Annotated in this window: 18 protein-coding genes and 1 tRNA gene; 5 read left to right on the top strand and 14 right to left on the bottom strand. The window is 65.0% G+C overall.

Going from position 1 to position 17,072, the window contains the following annotated elements:
- Positions 1 to 65 precede the first annotated feature (65 nt).
- Positions 66 to 731: a TetR/AcrR family transcriptional regulator gene (locus tag ACKWRH_RS17950; RefSeq protein WP_445221663.1), complete on the top strand. Its 666-nt coding sequence runs from the start codon at positions 66 to 68 to the stop codon at positions 729 to 731.
- Here the strand turns inward: ACKWRH_RS17950 and ACKWRH_RS17945 are convergent.
- The 6 genes from ACKWRH_RS17945 to ACKWRH_RS17920 all read right to left on the bottom strand — a co-directional run bounded on the left by ACKWRH_RS17945 (position 713) and on the right by ACKWRH_RS17920 (position 6,077).
- Entirely contained in the window at positions 713 to 1,432 is a 720-nt protein-coding gene (locus ACKWRH_RS17945) for an ABC transporter ATP-binding protein (protein ID WP_014496007.1), read from the bottom strand. The genes ACKWRH_RS17950 and ACKWRH_RS17945 overlap by 19 nt on opposite strands.
- A complete protein-coding gene (locus ACKWRH_RS17940; protein WP_445221662.1) occupies positions 1,429 to 2,196 on the bottom strand; it encodes an ABC transporter ATP-binding protein in 768 nt (255 codons plus the stop codon). The genes ACKWRH_RS17945 and ACKWRH_RS17940 overlap by 4 nt, the downstream gene beginning before the upstream one ends.
- Complete coding sequence (locus ACKWRH_RS17935; RefSeq protein ID WP_445221661.1) at positions 2,186 to 3,157, bottom strand: branched-chain amino acid ABC transporter permease; 972 nt, start codon at positions 3,155 to 3,157, stop codon at positions 2,186 to 2,188. Before ACKWRH_RS17935 ends, ACKWRH_RS17940 begins: the two co-directional genes overlap by 11 nt.
- A gap of 13 nt (positions 3,158 to 3,170) precedes the next feature.
- Positions 3,171 to 4,034, bottom strand: coding sequence for a branched-chain amino acid ABC transporter permease (locus ACKWRH_RS17930; protein WP_028157734.1), 864 nt, complete (start codon positions 4,032 to 4,034; stop codon positions 3,171 to 3,173).
- Positions 4,035 to 4,097: 63 nt separating this feature from the next.
- Positions 4,098 to 5,351, bottom strand: coding sequence for an ABC transporter substrate-binding protein (locus ACKWRH_RS17925; RefSeq protein WP_445221660.1), 1,254 nt, complete (start codon positions 5,349 to 5,351; stop codon positions 4,098 to 4,100).
- 363 nt (positions 5,352 to 5,714) lie between these two features.
- Positions 5,715 to 6,077, bottom strand: coding sequence for a DUF1428 domain-containing protein (locus ACKWRH_RS17920; protein WP_445221659.1), 363 nt, complete (start codon positions 6,075 to 6,077; stop codon positions 5,715 to 5,717).
- A gap of 208 nt (positions 6,078 to 6,285) precedes the next feature.
- On the opposite strand from ACKWRH_RS17920, the gene ACKWRH_RS17915 reads away from it, so the two are divergent.
- Together ACKWRH_RS17915 and ACKWRH_RS17910 are read left to right on the top strand one after the other, a co-directional pair.
- Positions 6,286 to 7,791 carry a caspase family protein gene (locus ACKWRH_RS17915; protein WP_445221658.1) on the top strand — a complete coding sequence of 502 codons (1,506 nt, stop codon included), beginning with the start codon at positions 6,286 to 6,288 and terminating at the stop codon, positions 7,789 to 7,791.
- Positions 7,673 to 8,071 carry a hypothetical protein gene (locus ACKWRH_RS17910; protein WP_445221657.1) on the top strand — a complete coding sequence of 133 codons (399 nt, stop codon included), beginning with the start codon at positions 7,673 to 7,675 and terminating at the stop codon, positions 8,069 to 8,071. Before ACKWRH_RS17915 ends, ACKWRH_RS17910 begins: the two co-directional genes overlap by 119 nt.
- A 162-nt stretch (positions 8,072 to 8,233) precedes the next feature.
- Here the strand turns inward: ACKWRH_RS17910 and ACKWRH_RS17905 are convergent.
- Together ACKWRH_RS17905 and ACKWRH_RS17900 are read right to left on the bottom strand one after the other, a co-directional pair.
- Positions 8,234 to 8,307, bottom strand: a tRNA-Gln gene (locus tag ACKWRH_RS17905).
- A gap of 260 nt (positions 8,308 to 8,567) precedes the next feature.
- Entirely contained in the window at positions 8,568 to 8,888 is a 321-nt protein-coding gene (locus ACKWRH_RS17900; RefSeq protein WP_445221656.1) for a hypothetical protein, read from the bottom strand.
- 185 nt (positions 8,889 to 9,073) lie between these two features.
- Here ACKWRH_RS17900 and ACKWRH_RS17895 point away from each other — a divergent pair, with 185 nt between their 5' ends.
- Positions 9,074 to 9,322: a hypothetical protein gene (locus tag ACKWRH_RS17895; RefSeq protein ID WP_445221655.1), complete on the top strand. Its 249-nt coding sequence runs from the start codon at positions 9,074 to 9,076 to the stop codon at positions 9,320 to 9,322.
- A gap of 86 nt (positions 9,323 to 9,408) precedes the next feature.
- On the opposite strand, the gene ACKWRH_RS17890 is transcribed toward ACKWRH_RS17895, so the two are convergent.
- Genes ACKWRH_RS17890 through ACKWRH_RS17865 form a run of 6 tightly spaced genes read right to left on the bottom strand, consistent with a single transcriptional unit; the run spans position 9,409 to position 16,113 of the window.
- A complete protein-coding gene (locus ACKWRH_RS17890) occupies positions 9,409 to 10,380 on the bottom strand; it encodes a Bug family tripartite tricarboxylate transporter substrate binding protein (protein WP_247311894.1) in 972 nt (323 codons plus the stop codon).
- 58 nt (positions 10,381 to 10,438) lie between these two features.
- Positions 10,439 to 11,569, bottom strand: a complete 1,131-nt coding sequence (locus ACKWRH_RS17885) for an iron-containing alcohol dehydrogenase (protein ID WP_445221654.1) — start codon at positions 11,567 to 11,569, stop codon at positions 10,439 to 10,441.
- Positions 11,570 to 11,582: 13 nt separating this feature from the next.
- Entirely contained in the window at positions 11,583 to 12,620 is a 1,038-nt protein-coding gene (gene pdxA, locus ACKWRH_RS17880) for a 4-hydroxythreonine-4-phosphate dehydrogenase PdxA (RefSeq protein WP_445221653.1), read from the bottom strand.
- Positions 12,617 to 13,723, bottom strand: a complete 1,107-nt coding sequence (locus tag ACKWRH_RS17875) for a four-carbon acid sugar kinase family protein (RefSeq protein WP_445222430.1) — start codon at positions 13,721 to 13,723, stop codon at positions 12,617 to 12,619. The genes pdxA and ACKWRH_RS17875 overlap by 4 nt, the downstream gene beginning before the upstream one ends.
- A 2-nt stretch (positions 13,724 to 13,725) precedes the next feature.
- On the bottom strand, positions 13,726 to 15,165 hold the full coding sequence (locus tag ACKWRH_RS17870) for an FAD-binding oxidoreductase (protein WP_445221652.1): 1,440 nt from the start codon (positions 15,163 to 15,165) through the stop codon (positions 13,726 to 13,728).
- Between the two features lie 27 nt (positions 15,166 to 15,192).
- Positions 15,193 to 16,113, bottom strand: a complete 921-nt coding sequence (locus tag ACKWRH_RS17865; RefSeq protein ID WP_445221651.1) for a dihydrodipicolinate synthase family protein — start codon at positions 16,111 to 16,113, stop codon at positions 15,193 to 15,195.
- Positions 16,114 to 16,236: 123 nt separating this feature from the next.
- On the opposite strand from ACKWRH_RS17865, the gene ACKWRH_RS17860 reads away from it, so the two are divergent.
- Positions 16,237 to 17,058: an IclR family transcriptional regulator gene (locus tag ACKWRH_RS17860; RefSeq protein ID WP_445221650.1), complete on the top strand. Its 822-nt coding sequence runs from the start codon at positions 16,237 to 16,239 to the stop codon at positions 17,056 to 17,058.
- Positions 17,059 to 17,072: the final 14 nt, after the last annotated feature.

Here is a 17,072-nt window from a genome sequence, read left to right as displayed (position 1 = left end):
GGCCCCGCCCACGCTTAAATTATAATCCGAATTATGATTATGATTTTTGCCGGATGCAAGCGCGGATGCGGCCAAGCTCGGACGACCCCGATTTCGACCTTCCGGGCGTTGCCCCGTCGCGGCAGAAGCGCAGCCGCGAGACAACCCTGGCGCTGCTGCGCACCGGCGCCGACATGCTGCGCACGCGCAGCCTTGCCGAGCTGTCGATCGAGGCGCTCTGCACCGAGGTCGGCGCCACCGTCGGCGCCTTCTATAGCCGCTTCGAGAGCAAGGAGGCCTATTTCAACGCATTGATGGCGCTGGCTGCGCGCGACGGCGAGCAACGGCTCGGCGAAATCCGGCGACCGTCACCGGATACGGACCTCGACAAGCTCTGCCACATCATCGTCAGCGGCATCATCGCCTGGATGCGCAACCACGAGGGCGTGCTGCGCGCCGCGCTTCAGCACGACGACACGCGCCCGGACAAATGGACGCCGTTCAAGGCCCTCGCGAAGGCAACGACCGAACGCGCCACCCCTCTCCTGCTCCCGGCCATGGGCAAGGGACGCAGGGCGGCAAAGACCCGCACCATCGCCTTCGGCTTTCAGGTCATACTGGGCACGCTGGTGAACGCGATCCTCAACGATCCCAGGCCGCTATCCCTTCGGTCGAAGGAGATGGAGACGCGGCTGGCCGGTTGCCTGTTGCTGTTGCTCCAGGCGGAGATCAATCAGTCGACGCCGAGATAGGCCTTCTGCACCTGCGGGTCCTGTGCGAGTGCTGCGGCCGTGCCGGACAGCACGCTCTTGCCGACCTGCAGCACGGTCGCGAAGTCCGAGACCTCCAGCGCCAGCTCGATCGACTGCTCGGCGAGCAGGATGGTCAGGCCCTCGCGATGCAGGCGGCCGAAGGTCTCGTACATGGATTCGACCACCGCCGGCGCGAGGCCGAGCGACGGTTCGTCCAGCATCAATAGCTTCGGATCGCTCATCAGCGCGCGGCCGACCGCGAGCATCTGCCGCTCGCCGCCGGACATGGTGCCGGCGCGCTGGTTGCGGCGTTCCTTCAGGCGCGGAAAGATCTCGTAGACGCGCTCAAGCAAATTGGCCTGGCGCGACTTGTCGTGCAACGGCGTCGCGCCGAGCATGAGGTTGTTCTCGACGCTCTGCTGCACGAACAGCCGCCAGCCTTCCGGCGACAGCGCAAGCCCCTTGCGCACGATCGCAAAGGCCTTCTGGCCGGCGATGTCCTCACCGCGAAAGCTGATCGATCCGGAATGCACGGGAATGAGACCCGCGATTGCGTTCAGCGTCGTGGTCTTGCCGCCGCCATTGGAGCCGAGCAGCGCAACGACGCTGCCCTCCGGCACCTCCAGCGAGACGTCGGAGACACCGATGAGGTCGCCATAGCGCACCTCGAGGTGCTCGATCCGAAGAAGCGCGCCGCTCATAGATCCTGTCCGCCCATCAGCTCGACCGGCGTATGGCCGGCCGCGGCCTTCGCCGCGCGTTTGCCGAGATAGGCTTCGATCACCGCCGGGTTCGAGGTGACCTCGCGCGGCGAGCCGCGGGCGATCTCCTTGCCCTGGTGAAACACCATCACGCGGCTCGCGAGCGACATGATCACTTCCATGATGTGCTCGACGATGACGAGCGTGATGCCGGAACGGTGGATGTCGCGGACGAGATCGATGGCGAGCCTCACCTCATGGGCGTTGAGGCCGGCCATGGCCTCGTCGAGCAGCAGCACCTTGGGCTCGGTCGCCAGTGCGCGGGCGATCTCCAGCCGCTTGCGGCCGGGCGTGCCCAGCGAGCGCGCCGGAGCATCCGCAAGCCTGCTCATGCCGACGCGCTCCAGCACCGCGCGCGCCCTGGTCTCGGCCTCGTGGCGATGCGAGGTGCGCAGGAAGGCACCGATCATGACGTTCTCGAGCACCGTCATGCCTTCAAAGGTCTGCGGCACCTGGAAGGTACGCGCAAGCCCGAGCCCCGCGCGCTGCTCCGGCGCGAAGTCGGTAATGTCGGTCCCCTCGAACAGCACACGGCCCGACGTGGTCTTGAGATCGCCGGTGAGGCAATTGAAGAAGGTGGATTTGCCCGCGCCGTTCGGGCCGATCAGGCCGAGAATGTCGCCCTGCTCCAAGGTCACGGAGGCATCGTCCACCGCCTTGAAGCTGCCGAACGCTTTTGTGATCCCGCGCGCTTCAAGGAGCATGGCCGGCTCCCTTGTCAGCACCGGTCTTCCTGCGTCCCACGAACAGGCTGAGCAGGCCACCCGGCTGGAAACGCGCGATCAGCACGATGATCGCGCCATACAGCACGAAGGTGAGCCCGGCCCCCTTGCCGCCAAGCCAGCTGTTGGAGATCTCCTCCAATGGTACGAGGATCGCAGCTCCCACCAGCGGACCAAACAGCAGCCCTGCCCCGCCCAGTGCCGCCATGATCAGGATTTTGACCGAGATCAGGATGCCGAGCCCGGACTCGGGATCGACGAAGCCGAACATCATCGCATAGAGCGCGCCGGCGACACTCGTCAGCGCCGCGCTCAGCATGTAGGCGTAGAGCTTGGTCCGGCTCGCGGGCGCGCCGAGCGACCGCGCAGCGCGCTCGGAATCCTTGATCGCGCGCAGATAGAATCCCATGCGGCTGTTGGTCATCCACCAGGTGATGAACAGCGTGATCACGAGGACGACCAGAAAGAGGTAGTAGTACGGCAGCGACGACAGGAACGAGAGATCGAAGATGTTGCGCGGGACCGTTGGACCGGAAAGACCCACGGCCGCCCCGAGCCACTCGGTGTTGGTGACGATCAGCCGCATGGTCTCAGCGACCGCGATCGTCGCCATGCTGAAATAGTGGCCGGACAGCCGCAGCGTCGGTACACCGATGATTGCGGCCAAGCCCACCGCCAGCACGATGCCGCCGGGGATACCGAACAGCGGCGACAGCCCGAACTTTGCGTAAGACCCCATCGCGGCATAGGCGCCGCAGCCGAAGAACACGACATGGCCGACCGAGACCTGGCCGGCATAGCCGCCGACGATGTTCCAGGCCGACGCGGCGATGGCATAGAGCAGCACCAGTGCGCCCAAGCGCTGCTGGAACGGCGAGGACAGCAGCAACGGATAGGCAATTGCCAGTGCTGCGACGATCGAGAGCCAGATCAAGCGCCGCATTGCAGCTTTCTCATCAGAGCTTGCCCATCAGGCCTTGCGGCCGGAACCAGAGGAAGAACAGGAACAGGACATAGACGACGATGTCCTTGTAGACCGCACCGATCAGATAGCCGGAGAGCGACTCGATCACGCCGATCAACAGGCCCGCAACGAGCGCGCCGGGCACGCTGCCGAAGCCGCCGAGGGACACCGTGACAAAGGCGACGATGCCGAGCGTCTCGCCGACCGTCGGCACGATGTAGAAGAAGTTCGCGATCAGCGCGCCGGCAAGGCCGGTGGCGCCGGCCGCGATGGCCCAGGCGATCGCCTGCATGGTATCGGGCCTGATGCCCATGAGCTGAGCCGCGGTCTGATCCTCCGCCACCGCCAGCATTTTTGAACCAAGCGATGTGCGCGTCAGGAGCAGGTGGAGGCCGAATGTCACCAGCAGCGCGACGACACCGGCAAGCAGCCGCGAGGCTTCGATGCGCAGGCCCGCAAACGCATAGGTGCCGCCGACGATATTCGACGGCATCGACAGGAAGTTGGCGCCGAACCACCAGAACACGGAATAGCGCAGCAGCAGCGCGAGCCCGAACGTGCCGAGGATCTGCGCCAGCATCGGCCCCTTCATGATGTCGCGGATCAGGGCGAAATAGACCACGACCCCGACGGTCGCGAGCACCAGTGTCGCCAGCGGCGCGCCGAGGATGGGCCCTCCCCCCATCAGCGTGTAGACGACATAGGCGACGTACATGCCGAGCATGACGAAGTCGCCATGCGCGAAATTGACGATGTTCATCATGCCCCACACCAGCGTGAGGCCAGAGGAAAACAGGGCGTAGACGGCACCGAGCAGAAGCCCGCCGGCAATCACCTGCACGAGAACAAAGGACATGAGCTGCGTTGCTCTGATCAGATCATTTGAGGAAAGGCGGGACGCGCGGTCCCGCCGTCAATCTCACCAGCCCTTGTAGGGCAGCATCGGCGCTTTCTCGGCATTGGCCTTCGGCCACACCGAGACATAGTTCTCGCCATCCTGAAGCTGGATGATGGCGCCGGACGCGAGGACATTCTGGCCCTTGTCGTCGAACTTCACGCCCTTGTAGCCGATCATGAGCTGCTCGGGCTTCAGGTCCGTCGCCTTCAGCGCGGCCTGGATCTTTGCTGGGTCGGTCGAGCCGGCGCGGTCGATGGCATCGGCCAGCACGAAGAAGCCCTGCATCTGCCGAGCGACCGTGTCGTCCATCTCCTCGCCGCTCTTCTTCTTGTACATGTCGGCGATGATGGCGGACGCCGAGCCCGGCGGTCCCACGACCCAGGACGAGCGGTTGAAGACGCCTTGCGAGATCTTGCCGACCGCCTTGGTGAAGGACGGATCGGAGTAGCCAGCATCGTCGGCCAGCAGCACGGGCGGCTTGTAGTCGAGCGACTGCATGGTCTTGGCGAACAGGATCGCATCCGACGTGTAACTGATCATGATGACGACGTCGGGCTTCTTGTCCTTGAGCTGCAGCACCTGGCCCTGCAAGTCGGTCGCATTGACGGGATAGGCGACGTCGAGCGCGATCGGCTGGCCCTTTTCCTTGAAGGCGCCGGCGATCGTGTTGGCGACCGAGGTGCCGTATTCGGTGTTGTCATGGACCACCGCGACGCTGTCGGTCTTGGCACCCTGCGCCTTGATGTCGGCGAGGAAGTCGACATAGATCTTGGCGAAATCGGTCGCGATCGGCGTGGTGCGGAAGAACCATTTGAAGCCGCGCTCGGTGAGATTGGCGGCGACCGATTCCGAGTTCAGGAAGGGAACGCCGTATTTCTCGGCGATGGCGCTCGAAGTCAGCGTGACGCCGGACTGGTAGGAGCCGAACACGGCCGCCACCTTCTCTTCCGTGATCAGGCGCAGCGCCTGATTCTGGCCCGTCGCCGGGTTGCCCTGGTTGTCGGCGAACACAGCCTCGATCTTGGCTCCGCCGAGGCCGGCAAGGCCGGCGTTCTTCGCCAGCGGCAGATTGCCAAGCTCAGGATGGGCGTTGTTGATGATGTCCATGGCGACTTCGAGCGCCGCCTTGGCGTGCGCACCGATCGAGGCGGTGCCGCCGGACATCGGCATGATGACGCCGATCTTGACGACCTTGTCCTGGGCTTGCGCGCCGGAGCCCAGCGCAAGGAACATCGCGGCTGCGCAAAACAGCCCGGTGACGTGTTTGAAATTCATCAAATCAGACCTCCCAAAGGGTTTCCCCGACCACGCTATTTTGGAAGCTGCAGGCTAAGCGCCCGCTTCCGTTTATTTGTGCCTGGCCAATCTAGGATGGCATGCCAGCCGGACACCGGCAAGGTGAAACGGACTTGCGCAATGCTGCATGGGAGGTAGCGAACGCGCCGGCGCGGGCGGCGTTCAAATCCGGCGTCGCCCGGCGCGAACGCGGTAACCCGAACGGTGGACGTCATTGCGATCTGCAGGGGTGGGTTAACGCTGCGACTGCGCCAAGCGCGGTCCGCTGGCGTAACCTACCCCCGTGTGTTTCCGCGAACGCAGAGGCGGTGGGTGAGGCCCAACCCACCCCGCGAAACGCCGTCAGCCAACGACGTCGCTCGCCCGCAGCAGCGTCGTGAAGCCGCCATAGATCATGCGCTTGCCGTCGAAGGGCATGTCGGCGCCCTTGAGCCGCTCATCGGCCATCACCTTCTTGTTGACGGCATCGCGGGTCTCCCGATCACGGTAGACGATCCAGGAGAACACCACGACCTCGTCCTCCTTCGCGATCACCGCGCGCGGAAACGAGGTCAACTCGCCATAGGGCACGTCGTCACCGATGCACTCGACGTAATCGTGCGCGCCGTGTTCCATCCACACCGCGCAGGCCTTTCGCGCCAGCGCCTTGTAGGCCTCGATCTTGTCCTTCGGCACGGCCAGCACGAAACCATCGACATAGGGCATCACGGGATCTCCTTTGGGTTGCCTGCCCCAAGGACGAAGCGGCGCACGGCGATCCGACACGTCATCGCACCCGCAAGGTGAGGCAAACTGTCGCGAGGATTTCGTGCGCTACTTCACATTTGAAGCTCGCGGCGCCGTGACATCATCCCGGACGTTTGCGCTCGCACATCGGCTACTTCAGATTGCAGTTGAGCAGAAGGCAGCTTTCATGAGCACCCGCCTGTCATTGCTTTGCGTCCACGGCGTCGGTCACGCCGAGATCGACACCGAGTTTCGAAAGTCATGGTCCGAGGCGATCATACGCGCCGTCCAGTCCGTCGATCAGAGCCTCAACCCGGCCATCGACTTCCTCTCGTATGACGACCTGTTCGACAAGAGCCCGCCCAACCTCGTCACCTACGGCATCGCGCTGGCGAAACTGCTGGCGAGCGCGACCGTCCACGGGATCGGTGATCTGCTCGCGGGCACACGCAGCCTCGATGACGTACCAACCCTGATCAGATGGACCGCGGGCATGGTCGCCCAGTGGTCGGTGGATGAGCAGTTGCAGAGGGCGCTGCGCAGCGCAGTCCTCGACAAGCTGAAAAGCGGCAACTACGACGTTGTCCTGGCTCACAGTCTCGGCTCGCTGATCTGCTACGACACCTTCGTGCGCAACCCCGCTGCGATCAGTGACAAGGTCTTCGTCACGTTCGGCTCGCAGATCGGCAATCCCGCCGTGCGCGACATCTTCGCAGGCCGCATTCAGGACCTTCCCTGCCGGAAATGGTACCATCTGTTCAACCGGGAAGATCGCGTTCTCACCTATCCGCTCGAGATCGCCGCAGACAATTTTCAGCAGGTGCTGACACCGTTCGATGTCCCCAACGATCTCCTGAATCACAACGCGACCTGGTACCTGTCGCGCCCCGAGACCGTCGCCACCGTCTGGCACGACGTGGTCCCGGTGCCGGCGTCACGCTCCATCGTCAGCGCCGCGCGGGGGATTGCCCGCATTGACACCCGGCCGACCCGCCGCGCCATGCTGATCGGCATCAACGACTATCCCAAACCCGCGGACAGGCTCGAAGGATGCGTCAACGACGTATTCCTCATGAGCTCGGTGCTGCAGGAAAGCGGCTTCAAGGCGGACGAAATACGCGTCGTGCTCAATGAGCGGGCGACGGCGCAGGGCATCATGGAAAGGCTTCACTGGCTGCTCGAGGGCGTCCGCGACGGCGACGAGCGTATGCTGTTCTACTCGGGCCATGGCGCCCAGATTCCCAGATACAGCCCGAGCGGTGCACCGGATAGCGTCGACGAGTGCCTGGTCCCCTATGATTTCGACTGGACGCCCGAGCACGCGATTCTCGACCGCCAGTTCAGCCAGCTCTACTCACAGCTTCCGTACGACTGTTATTTCGTCGCCATGCTCGACTGCTGCCATTCCGGCGGCATGACACGTGACGGCGGTCCGCGCATCCGCGGCCTGACGCCGCCCGACGATATCCGCCACCGGGCGCTGCGGTGGGAGGCAAGCGAAGGCATGTGGGTGCCGCAAGAACGGCGCCGACTATCTCGGCGACAACGGCGCCACGCAACGGCTCGGGCGCAGCATGGCGCTCCGCACCCAGCCCGACAAGGAATACAACAAGACGCGGGCCGAGCTCGGGCATCACGGTCCTTATCTGCCGATTCTCCTCGAGGCCTGCCAGGAGCAGGAGCTGTCCTATGAATATCGTGACGGCGTCACGTCGTATGGCGCCTACACGTTCTGCATGGCGAAGGTGCTGCGCGAACAACGAGACCGCGGCGCCAATCCTTCGTTCCAGGAGCTGAGCGAGCTCGTCACGGCCAAACTCCGTCGCCTCAAATACAACCAGACGCCCAATCTCGTCGGCGCCAAGACGCGCGTCAGCGCGAAAATTCCATGGGGCGCGGCAGATGCAGGTCGCGGCCAGCGACGGGCGCCGAAAAAGCGCGCCGCCAAGACAGGCCGGAAGAAGCGCCGCTAATCATTTCGCCTTGCATCGCCGCGCAACGCATCGCGGGCGCTATGAGTCCGGCCAATGTGCCGAGGCCGTACCGACGAAAGGCGCGGACCGCCGACGGCACATCAGGCTCGTCGCCGGGGCCTGATTCAGAGCAAGTTAAGATCTCGATAAATCGCCCGGAACTGGCTGGGGAACCTGGATTCGAACCAAGACAAACAGAGTCAGAGTCTGTTGTGCTACCGTTACACCATTCCCCACCGGAATAGCCAAACAAATTCAATGGCTTACTGATTTGTTCAGCTGCGGCCGGAAGCGCGTTCGGCGCAAATCACGGCTCAGGCGTGGCAGGGTTCTACCCGCTCGGCCTTGGGCTGGCAAGCGCTGCGGTGCAAGGGCCTGTGAACCGGCGGCGCGACTGCGCCGGTGACCAAGACCCGCCAGCGCAGGCATCGCCTGATCCAGTTCGCTGATGCCCGCGGCCGAAAATCCCCCGTCTGCGGCTTCATCAGCGCCTCAGCTAGTTCGAGCCGCAGACGCGGACCACGATCTCAGCCTTGCCGTTCGCGATCATCACCTGGCCGTATTCGTCCTGCGGCGGGCTCTCCTCGTAGCGGAGCGGGATCGTGGTGATCGCTTCCTGCGCTTCGCCGCCCGGTTGCTGGGTGTTCACGTCGAGAATCAGGATCTTCGGATTGATCCCCTGCGGCGAGCGCCTGGTCAGCCGAGCCTGCCAGCCATCGGTCGGTACCCTCACGTCGCCGACCATGACCAGCTTGGGCGGCGCGCCCGGCGGCCGGTCGATCCAGGCCTTGAAGGTGTTTCTCAGCAGGACAGTCATGACATATCTCTCCTTTGCCAAGCTGCGAATTGTCCGCCCCTCGTCCCGACCTGCGGCGCCGACCTTTCGCCTATCAAATCGGCGCAACGTGACGGACAGATATCAGGCCCCCAAACCACCCGATCACCGCCTCCCCCTCCCGCCGGGCTTTCAAGTCCGAAACCGCGGAGGACATCACGTTCCTGATGCTTCGGCAGCAGCCGACCCATTTTCCGATCGCAGGAACATTCTTCCCGACCGACGGCTACAGCCGGATTTTCGAGTCACAGGGCAGGTTTCGCCTGCGGAGCGAAGGACGCCACGCGCACCGTACGCGAGGCCTCGACAGCTACGTCCGCAGCGACGTGCCGGATCCCCTGCCGAACGCGCAACGCGCAATGGGCTGGCACGTCGAGGCCGTCAGGCACAACTGGGTTGGCGAATTCTTCGAATGAGGGGCGAGCCCCGCGCTCAGCGGAGGCTCGTGAGGAAGCCGAACCGACAGCGACCCATCCGTTACTTCCAGGGAAGCGACCGTCGCCTACTCCAGCTTGATATTCGCCGCCTCGATCACCTTCTTCCACCGCTCGGTCTCGGAGGCGATGTAGGCCTTGAAAGGTTCGGAGTCCACCGCGACCGCGGCCGCGCCGAGCTCGGCCATCTTCTGCACCGTCTCCGGCTGCTGCATAAAGGCGCGGATCTCGCCTGACAGCTTTTCGACGATGGGCTTCGGCGTGGCCGCGGGAACGAAGAAGCCGTGCCAGGCCACGGCCTCGAAGCCCGGCAGGAATTCGGCGACGGCCGGGACTTCCGGATCGAAGGCGGCGCGCTTGGGCGTTGCAGTGGCGAGCATCGCGAGCTGGCCGGTCTTCACCTGCGGCAGCAGCAGCGGCACGTTGTCGAAGGCAAGATCGATCTGGCCGCTCAACAGATCCGTCAGCATCTGGCTGGAGCCCTTGTAGGGCACATGTACCATCTTGGTGCCGGTCATCTGTTGAAACAGTTCGGCGGCAAGATGCTGCGAGGTGCCGACGCCGGCCGAGCCGAACGAGACCTTGTCCGGGTTCGCCTTCAGATAGGCGATCAGCTCCGGCACGGTACGCGCCTTGATCTTGTTCGGATTCACCACGAGCACGTTCGGGACGACGCTGATCTGGGCGACCGGCACCAGGTCCCTGTCCGGCTGGTAGCTGAGCTTCGGCCCGTAGAGCGTGGGGTTGATCGCGAGCGCGGAGGTGCTGGCAAGACCGAGCGTGATGCCGTCAGGCGCCGATTTCGCCAACCGCGTCACGCCGAGGATGGAGCCGGCGCCGCCGACATTCTCGACCACGAACGGCTTGCCCAGCTTCACTTGCAGATGGTTCGACACCATGCGCGCGAAGATGTCGGCGGTCCCGCCGGCGGCGAAGGGCACGATCACCGTCACCTGCTTGGACGGATAGCCGTCCTGCGCCTTTGCCGGCGACGTCGCCAGCAACACGGCTGACACAAGACCAAGCCACATCGATCTCATCGAAGTTTCCTCTACTGTTACTGTTTTGTTGTTTGGGTGCCGCGCGCGGCGGAGGTGACTAGAACGCGACCTCGTACATGTTCAGGATCGCATCCCGGCCGAGGTCTCGCGGATTATTGTCGAGCAGGCGGCGAATGGCGTGCGCCTCGTCGGCCATGACGCCGAGATCGCCCTTGGGCACACCGAGCGCCGACAGCCGCATCTCGATGCCGAGGTTCTTGCAGAAATCGTAAGTGGCGTCGAATGCGAGCTTCGCATCGTTCTGCGCCGGCAGGCCGAGCGCCGCCAGCACCGCGACCGTCTTCGCCTCGACTGCCGGCATGTTGAAGGCCAGCGTATGCGGGAAGATCAGGGCACAGGCGAGCCCATGCGCGACATGATGGCGCGTGCCCAGCGGATAAGCGACGGCATGCCCGGCAGTGGTGTTCACGGGCCCGAGGCAATAGCCGCCATAGAGCGAGGCCAGGGAGAGACCTGCGCGCGCCTCGCGATCGCCGCCGTCGGCGACCGCCCGCTTGAGATATTGCCCGACCAGCCGCGCACCCTCGAGCGCATAAAGGTCGATCATCGGATGCGCCTTTCGGCTGGTGTAGGCCTCGACGCAATGCGCCAGCGCATCGACGCCGGTGGCCGCAGTGACCTCCTTCGGCACGGTCATGGTGAGATCGGGGTCGACGATGGCGATATCGGCCAGCATGAAGCGGCTCTGCACCGCCTGCTTGTTCTGGCTGACGGGATCGGTGACGAGCGCGCGGGCGCCAGCCTCGCTGCCGGTACCCGACGTGGTCGGGATTTGCATCAATGGCACGCTGCGGCCGGCGACTTTTTCCGGCCCAACGATATCGGCAAAGGCCACGTCGCTGGTGCAGAGCACCGCAACCAGCTTGGCAAGATCCATCGCGCTGCCGCCGCCGAAGCCGACCACGAGATCAGGCTTGACGTCGCGTGCCATCGCGACGGCCTTCTCGAGATTGGGCAGGTCCGGCTCGGGCTTCACGTCGCCGAACACTTTCACTGCGCCCGGCAGCGCCAGCGCGTCGACGCGGCGCGCGTTGAACGCATCAGAGATCACCAGTGGCCGCCTGGCGCCGATCCGCTCGGCGAAGCGCGCAGCAGCCGTGATGGTGCCGTTGCCGAATTCCAGGATGGCGGGACGTTGGATTTCGATGGGCGTGTAGGCGTTGGTCATCGTGCGCTAGATCTCATGGCTTGGAGGCGGAGGCGCCGGCGGAGAGCCGCTCGGCATAGTCGATGGCCTCGATCAGGCTGTGCTCGTTGGCAATGCCCTTGCCGGCAATGTCGAAGGCGGTGCCGTGATCGACGGAGGTGCGGATGATCGGCAGGCCCAGCGTGATGTTGACGCCGGAGAGCTCCTGCCAGCGGCCGGTCGCGGGATCGACCTGGAAGCCCAGCAGTTTGACCGGGATGTGCCCCTGGTCGTGGTACATCGCGACCGCAGCATCGTACTGGCCGGCGCGCAGCTTGACGAAGATGGTGTCACCGGGCACCGGGCCGACGACGTCGAGGCCATCGGCGACGGCCTTGGCAATCGTCGGTGCCGAAACGTCGATATCCTGCCGGCCGAACAGACCGCCCTCGCCGGCATGCGGATTGAGCGCGGCGATCGCAATCTTCGGCTTGGCGATACCGAGCCGCAGCAAGGCCTCGTTGGTGAGATCGATCACCATGCGGAGCCGCTCGGGCGTCAGGCGCTTCGGCACGTCTTCCAGTGCCACATGGGTCGAGACATGGCTGACGCGCATGTTGCCGTGCGCAAGCAGCATCACCGAGCCGCGCACGCCGGTGAGGTGCGCCAGCATCTCGGTATGTCCAGGGAAGTGATAGCCGGCCTTGTTGAGTGCCTCCTTGTTGAGCGGCGCAGTGACAATCGCGGAGGTCCGCCCGGCCTGCGTCAGCCGCACGCCCTGCTCGATCGCCTTGTAGGCAAAGCGGCCACCGTCGGCGCTCAAGACGCCGGGCTTGATCGGGGTGCCCTCGACATCGGCCTGGAGGAAGCAGAGGTTCGGCCAGTCAGCATCGTCGGCACTTACCTCCGGAATCGCAACGGCAGTGCCGAGCGTGGCCTTGGCGCCATCGAGCGCGGCGCCGCTGCCGATGATCAGGATGCGCAGATCGCCTTTCGCGATCCGGTCCTTCAGCCCGACGCAGGCCTTGACGATGATCTCCGGGCCGATCCCGGCCGGATCGCCCATGGTGATGGCAAGATGACGAGAGATCATGTCGGGCTCCCCATATTGAGCAAATGATTGTCCCGGAGCAGATCGCGCCACAGCTCGCTGGTGCCGAACGCGCCGGATTTCGAGATGACATCGACGCCGGCCCAGCGGCCGCCTTGCAGAACCGAGCGCGGTAGCCCCGGCACGATACGCCCCGTCACCTGGAGCGCATGCGCGCCGAGCGCAACGCATACGGCCTTCAAGGTCTCGCCGCCAGCAACGATCAGGGTTCCGGGCGGATTGAGCACTGCAATCAGCGTTGTCAGCTCGCGCGCGATCCGCTGGGCGGCCTCGGCGCGCGAAAGGCCATCCGCGAGCGCGAATTTCACTAGCGCCACGCCGTCGCCAGCCAGCTTGCGTTGAACGCCTGCGCCCCGCTCACCTTCGGCCAACGCGATGGTGGCTTCGCCACATGCTGCGAGCTGGGAGGCAGTGGCGGCCTGGTCGGAACCGAACAGCCCAAGCACCGGCCGCTTCAGCCGACTCGGCGCATCGGCGCGATGGCCGCGGGCGAGCGCGCCGGCCAGCCCGCCGCTTCCGCACCACAGCACCGGCCCCGGCATCTGCCGCGCCATTTCGACGACGCGATCGAGGTCGATGTCGCTCTCGGCATCGAACACCTGAACGCCACCTTGCGCGAGCGTGTCAGGGCCACCCTGCCGCGCCTCGATACCTTCCAGTTTCAATTGGTCCAGCAGGTTGTCGCCGACGCGATGCCAGTCACCCTGTACAGTGCGCGCGAATTGCTGGCCCTCGACGGTACGGCGTCCCTGATAGTCGAAGGCTGGTGCGACCACGCATGACGCCCAAAGACCGCTGCGCAGGCAGGCGCCGAGCTCGGCCGCCCAGGCACCGCGGAGCAGGCTGTCGACCTTCTTGTAGGCGATCGTCCCACCCTGAAGCTGCGGCACCAGCCGTCCGACCATCTCGACGCTGTCGGCTTTCGACCGCTCGCGGGTGCCGCTGTCGATCGCGAGGCTTTGCGCGCCTGGGATCGTTGGCGAATCCGCCCAGGTGACGTCGAACGGTCCGCACAGGCCGACGAACTCCGCCGCGGTGTCGAGGGCACCGGTGAGGTCGTCGGCAATCAGGCGCACGACCGTCATCGTCATGCTGCTCCTGCGCCAAAGATCTTGCCGGGGTTCATCAGGCCGTTCGGATCGAGCAAGCGCTTGATGCCGCGCATCAGCTCGATATCGAGCGAATCGGCGACACGGGCCAGCCGGACGCGATTGGTGATCCCGATGCCGTGCTCGGCACTGATCGCCCCGCCCTGTGCTGCGGTCTCGTCGTCGACGATCTCATTGATTTGCGCCACCAGGGCGGCCGTCGTCGCCGGCTCCCGACAATGCGCACGGTCGATCAGCGCGATCACGTGGATGTTGCCGTCGCCGATATGGCCATGCATCACCACGCGGGCATGCGGCACGGTGGCCATGATCCGCGCCTCTACATTGGTGACGAAGTCCGCCTGGCGCTCCAGCGGCACAACGCTGTCGTGCGAGACGACATAGCCGCTGCGCTTGTTGCCTTCGGACACGCTGTGCCTGACGGCCCAGATCGCTTTCGCTTGCGCGAGGTTGGAGGCCAGGATGACGTCTTCGGCGATGCCGACCTCCATCGCATCCGCCAGCGCCGTGGCGAGCGGCTCGTCGAGATCGACGCCCGCGAGCGTGTCAGTCAGCTCGACGATCAGGTACCACGGCGTCGTCAGCTCGAACGGGATCGTGACGTGCGGCACGGTCTCCGCGATCGCCTCGATCTGCAAGCGCGACATGATTTCGAGGCTGCCGAGCCGGTCGCCGACCACACCGCGCAGGCGCGCCATGATCTCGAGTGCCTGCGCGACACCCTGCAATTTCACCAGCGCCAGCGCCGAGCTGCGCGGCGGCGAGAACAGTTTCAGCACCGCCGCGGTGACGACGCCGAGCGTGCCTTCCGCGCCGATGAAGAGCTGCTTGAGCGCGTAACCCGTGTTGTCCTTGCGCAGCGCGCGCAGGCCGTTGAAGATACGCCCGTCGGGCAGCACGGCTTCGAGCCCGAGCACGAGATCGCGCGTCGGGCCGTAGCGCAGCACTGCCGTGCCGCCGGCGTTGGTCGAGATGTTGCCGCCGATCTGGCAAGAACCCTCGGCACCCAGGCTCAAGGGAAAATAGCGGTCGACGTCGCGGGCCGCATTCTGGACCTCGGCGAGAATGCAGCCGGCCTCCACCGTGATTGTATTGGCGAGCGGACTGACGTCGCGCACGGCTCGCATTCGGTCGAGCCGGATCACGACATTGCCCGCGTGATCGTCCGGCGTCGCGGCTCCGCACATGCCGGTGTTGCCGCCTTGCGGGACGATCGCAAGGCGCCTGTCGGCGCAGTATTTGACGACGGAGGCGACCTCGGCAGTCGAGCCGGGCTTCACCACCGCGACCGCGCGGCCGCGATAGCGCCCGCGCCAGTCCACCACGTAAGGCTCCTGGTCGGCTCCGGATGCGATGACGTGCTTGTCGCCGACGATCGCGGCGAGCCCGGCCAATACATCCTGGAATGAGTCGGACATCAGATCGCCTCGTCGTCCGTACCGCGCTTAGGCGGAGGCTGCGAATGCCGCAGCATTCGCAAGCAGCTGTTTCAGCTGGTCCGGCGGCAGGGACTCCAGCGGCGGCCGAAGGCGCTGCCAACCGGCATGCTTGGTGCGATCAGCCGCAAGCGCCTTCAGCGAGGCCATCTGCGGAAATTGCGAGACCAGCTCGCGCGCCTTCACGATGCGCGCCTGCGCCGCCTTGAGCGCCGGATCGTCGTCGCTGTCGCCAAAGTGCTTGAAGACATAGGCAAGGCTGCGCGCGACGACATTGGAGGTCGCGGTGATGCAGCCCGCGCCGCCCTTGCGCAGCAGCGGCAGCATCAGCGGATCGGCGCCGCCGAGGACCGCGAAGCCGGGGAAGCGTTCCACCATCGCGGTCATGTTCGCGAAGTCGCCGGACGAATCCTTGATGCCGGTGAACGTCGCCGGATAGGCCTTGCGCAGCCGCTCGATCAGCGCATGCGAGATCGGCTGCGCCGACATCTGCGGGTAGTGATAGAGGACGACTTTCAGGCGCGCATCACCGATGCGCTGAACCACCTCGCTGTAGGAGGCGAAAATGCCGTCATCGGTGACATTCTTGTAGTAGAACGGCGGCAGCATCACCACGGTGTCGACGCCGACCGAGAGGGCGTGGCGCGTCAGCGCGACGGTATCGCTGAGCGCGGCAACGCCGGTGCCGGGCAAAAGCCGCCGCGGCGCGATGCCGGCAGCCACCACCGCCTCCAGCAGCGCGGTGCGTTCGGCCACCGAAAAGGAGTTCGCCTCACCCGTCGTGCCCAGCATCGCTATGCCGTCGCAACCCTCATCCAGGAGGTAGCGGCAATGCTCCACGAAACGTGCGTGATCGGGCGCGAGCTCGGCGTCGAGCGGCGTCAACGCGGCGGAGAACACGCCATGAGGGTGCAGCGATGATGTCGACAAAACTTCCTCCGATCGTCAGAACGATGTTGTTCGGAATGCGAACATTTGTTATTTGCTGGTGCAGTCGTAAAATCAGCTCGGCCCGACGTCAAGGGCATGGCTGTCATGGCGGGGCATTCGAGCATGACCAAGGCTGCAAAGCGCGTAGCGGACTCGTCGCGGAAAAACCTTAAAAACCACGTCGCTTCCGTTGGGAAGGCCTTCGCGGTGCTCAAGAGTTTCAGCAGCGAGGCCTTCGAGCTGACCCTGAGTGAGATTGCCGCACGGGCCGATCTCGATCGCGGGACGGCGTTCCGCCTGATTCAAACACTGACCGAGCTCGGCTATCTCCAGGCCGTTCCGCAAAGCCGCCGGTTCCGTCTCGGCGTCGCCTGTCTCGACCTCGGCTACACCGTGCTGTCGCACGGCTCGTTGCGGCCGATCGTCGAGCCGCTGCTGCGCGACCTCGTCCCGGCGGTCGGCGATGCCGCCTCGCTCGGCATTCTCGATGGCGGCGACGTGGTCTATCTCGCGCGCGTCGGTGCCGGCCTCGACCGTCACAAGATGGACCGCCGGCCGGGCACGCGCATTCCAGCCTACAGCGCCGCACTCGGCCATGTCATGCTGGCGCATCTGCCGCGCGACCAGCAGATCGAGCGGCTCGAGTTGCGTCCTCGCGTCAAACTGTCGGAGCGAACGCTGACCGATCTCGACGCACTGCTCGCCCGGCTCGATCAGGTGAAGAAAAAAGGCCATGCCGTCTCCGATGGCGAGAATGCCTATGGCCTGCGCACGCTGGCAACGCCGATCTTCGACGCTCAGGGTTTTGTGATCGGCGGCCTGAGTGTCACGGTCGATGCGATGCGCATGGACATGGCGGCCTTCCGCGACGAGGCACTGCCGCGGCTGATGCAGACGACGGCCCAAGTGCAGGATCTCGCGATCAAGTCGGGATTGACGAGCTGAGTGCGGTGATGGCG

This window comes from Bradyrhizobium sp. Pa8 (assembly GCF_052588265.1).
Note: the sequence above shows the minus strand (reverse complement) of the source record. Positions and strands in the feature narration are given on the sequence as shown.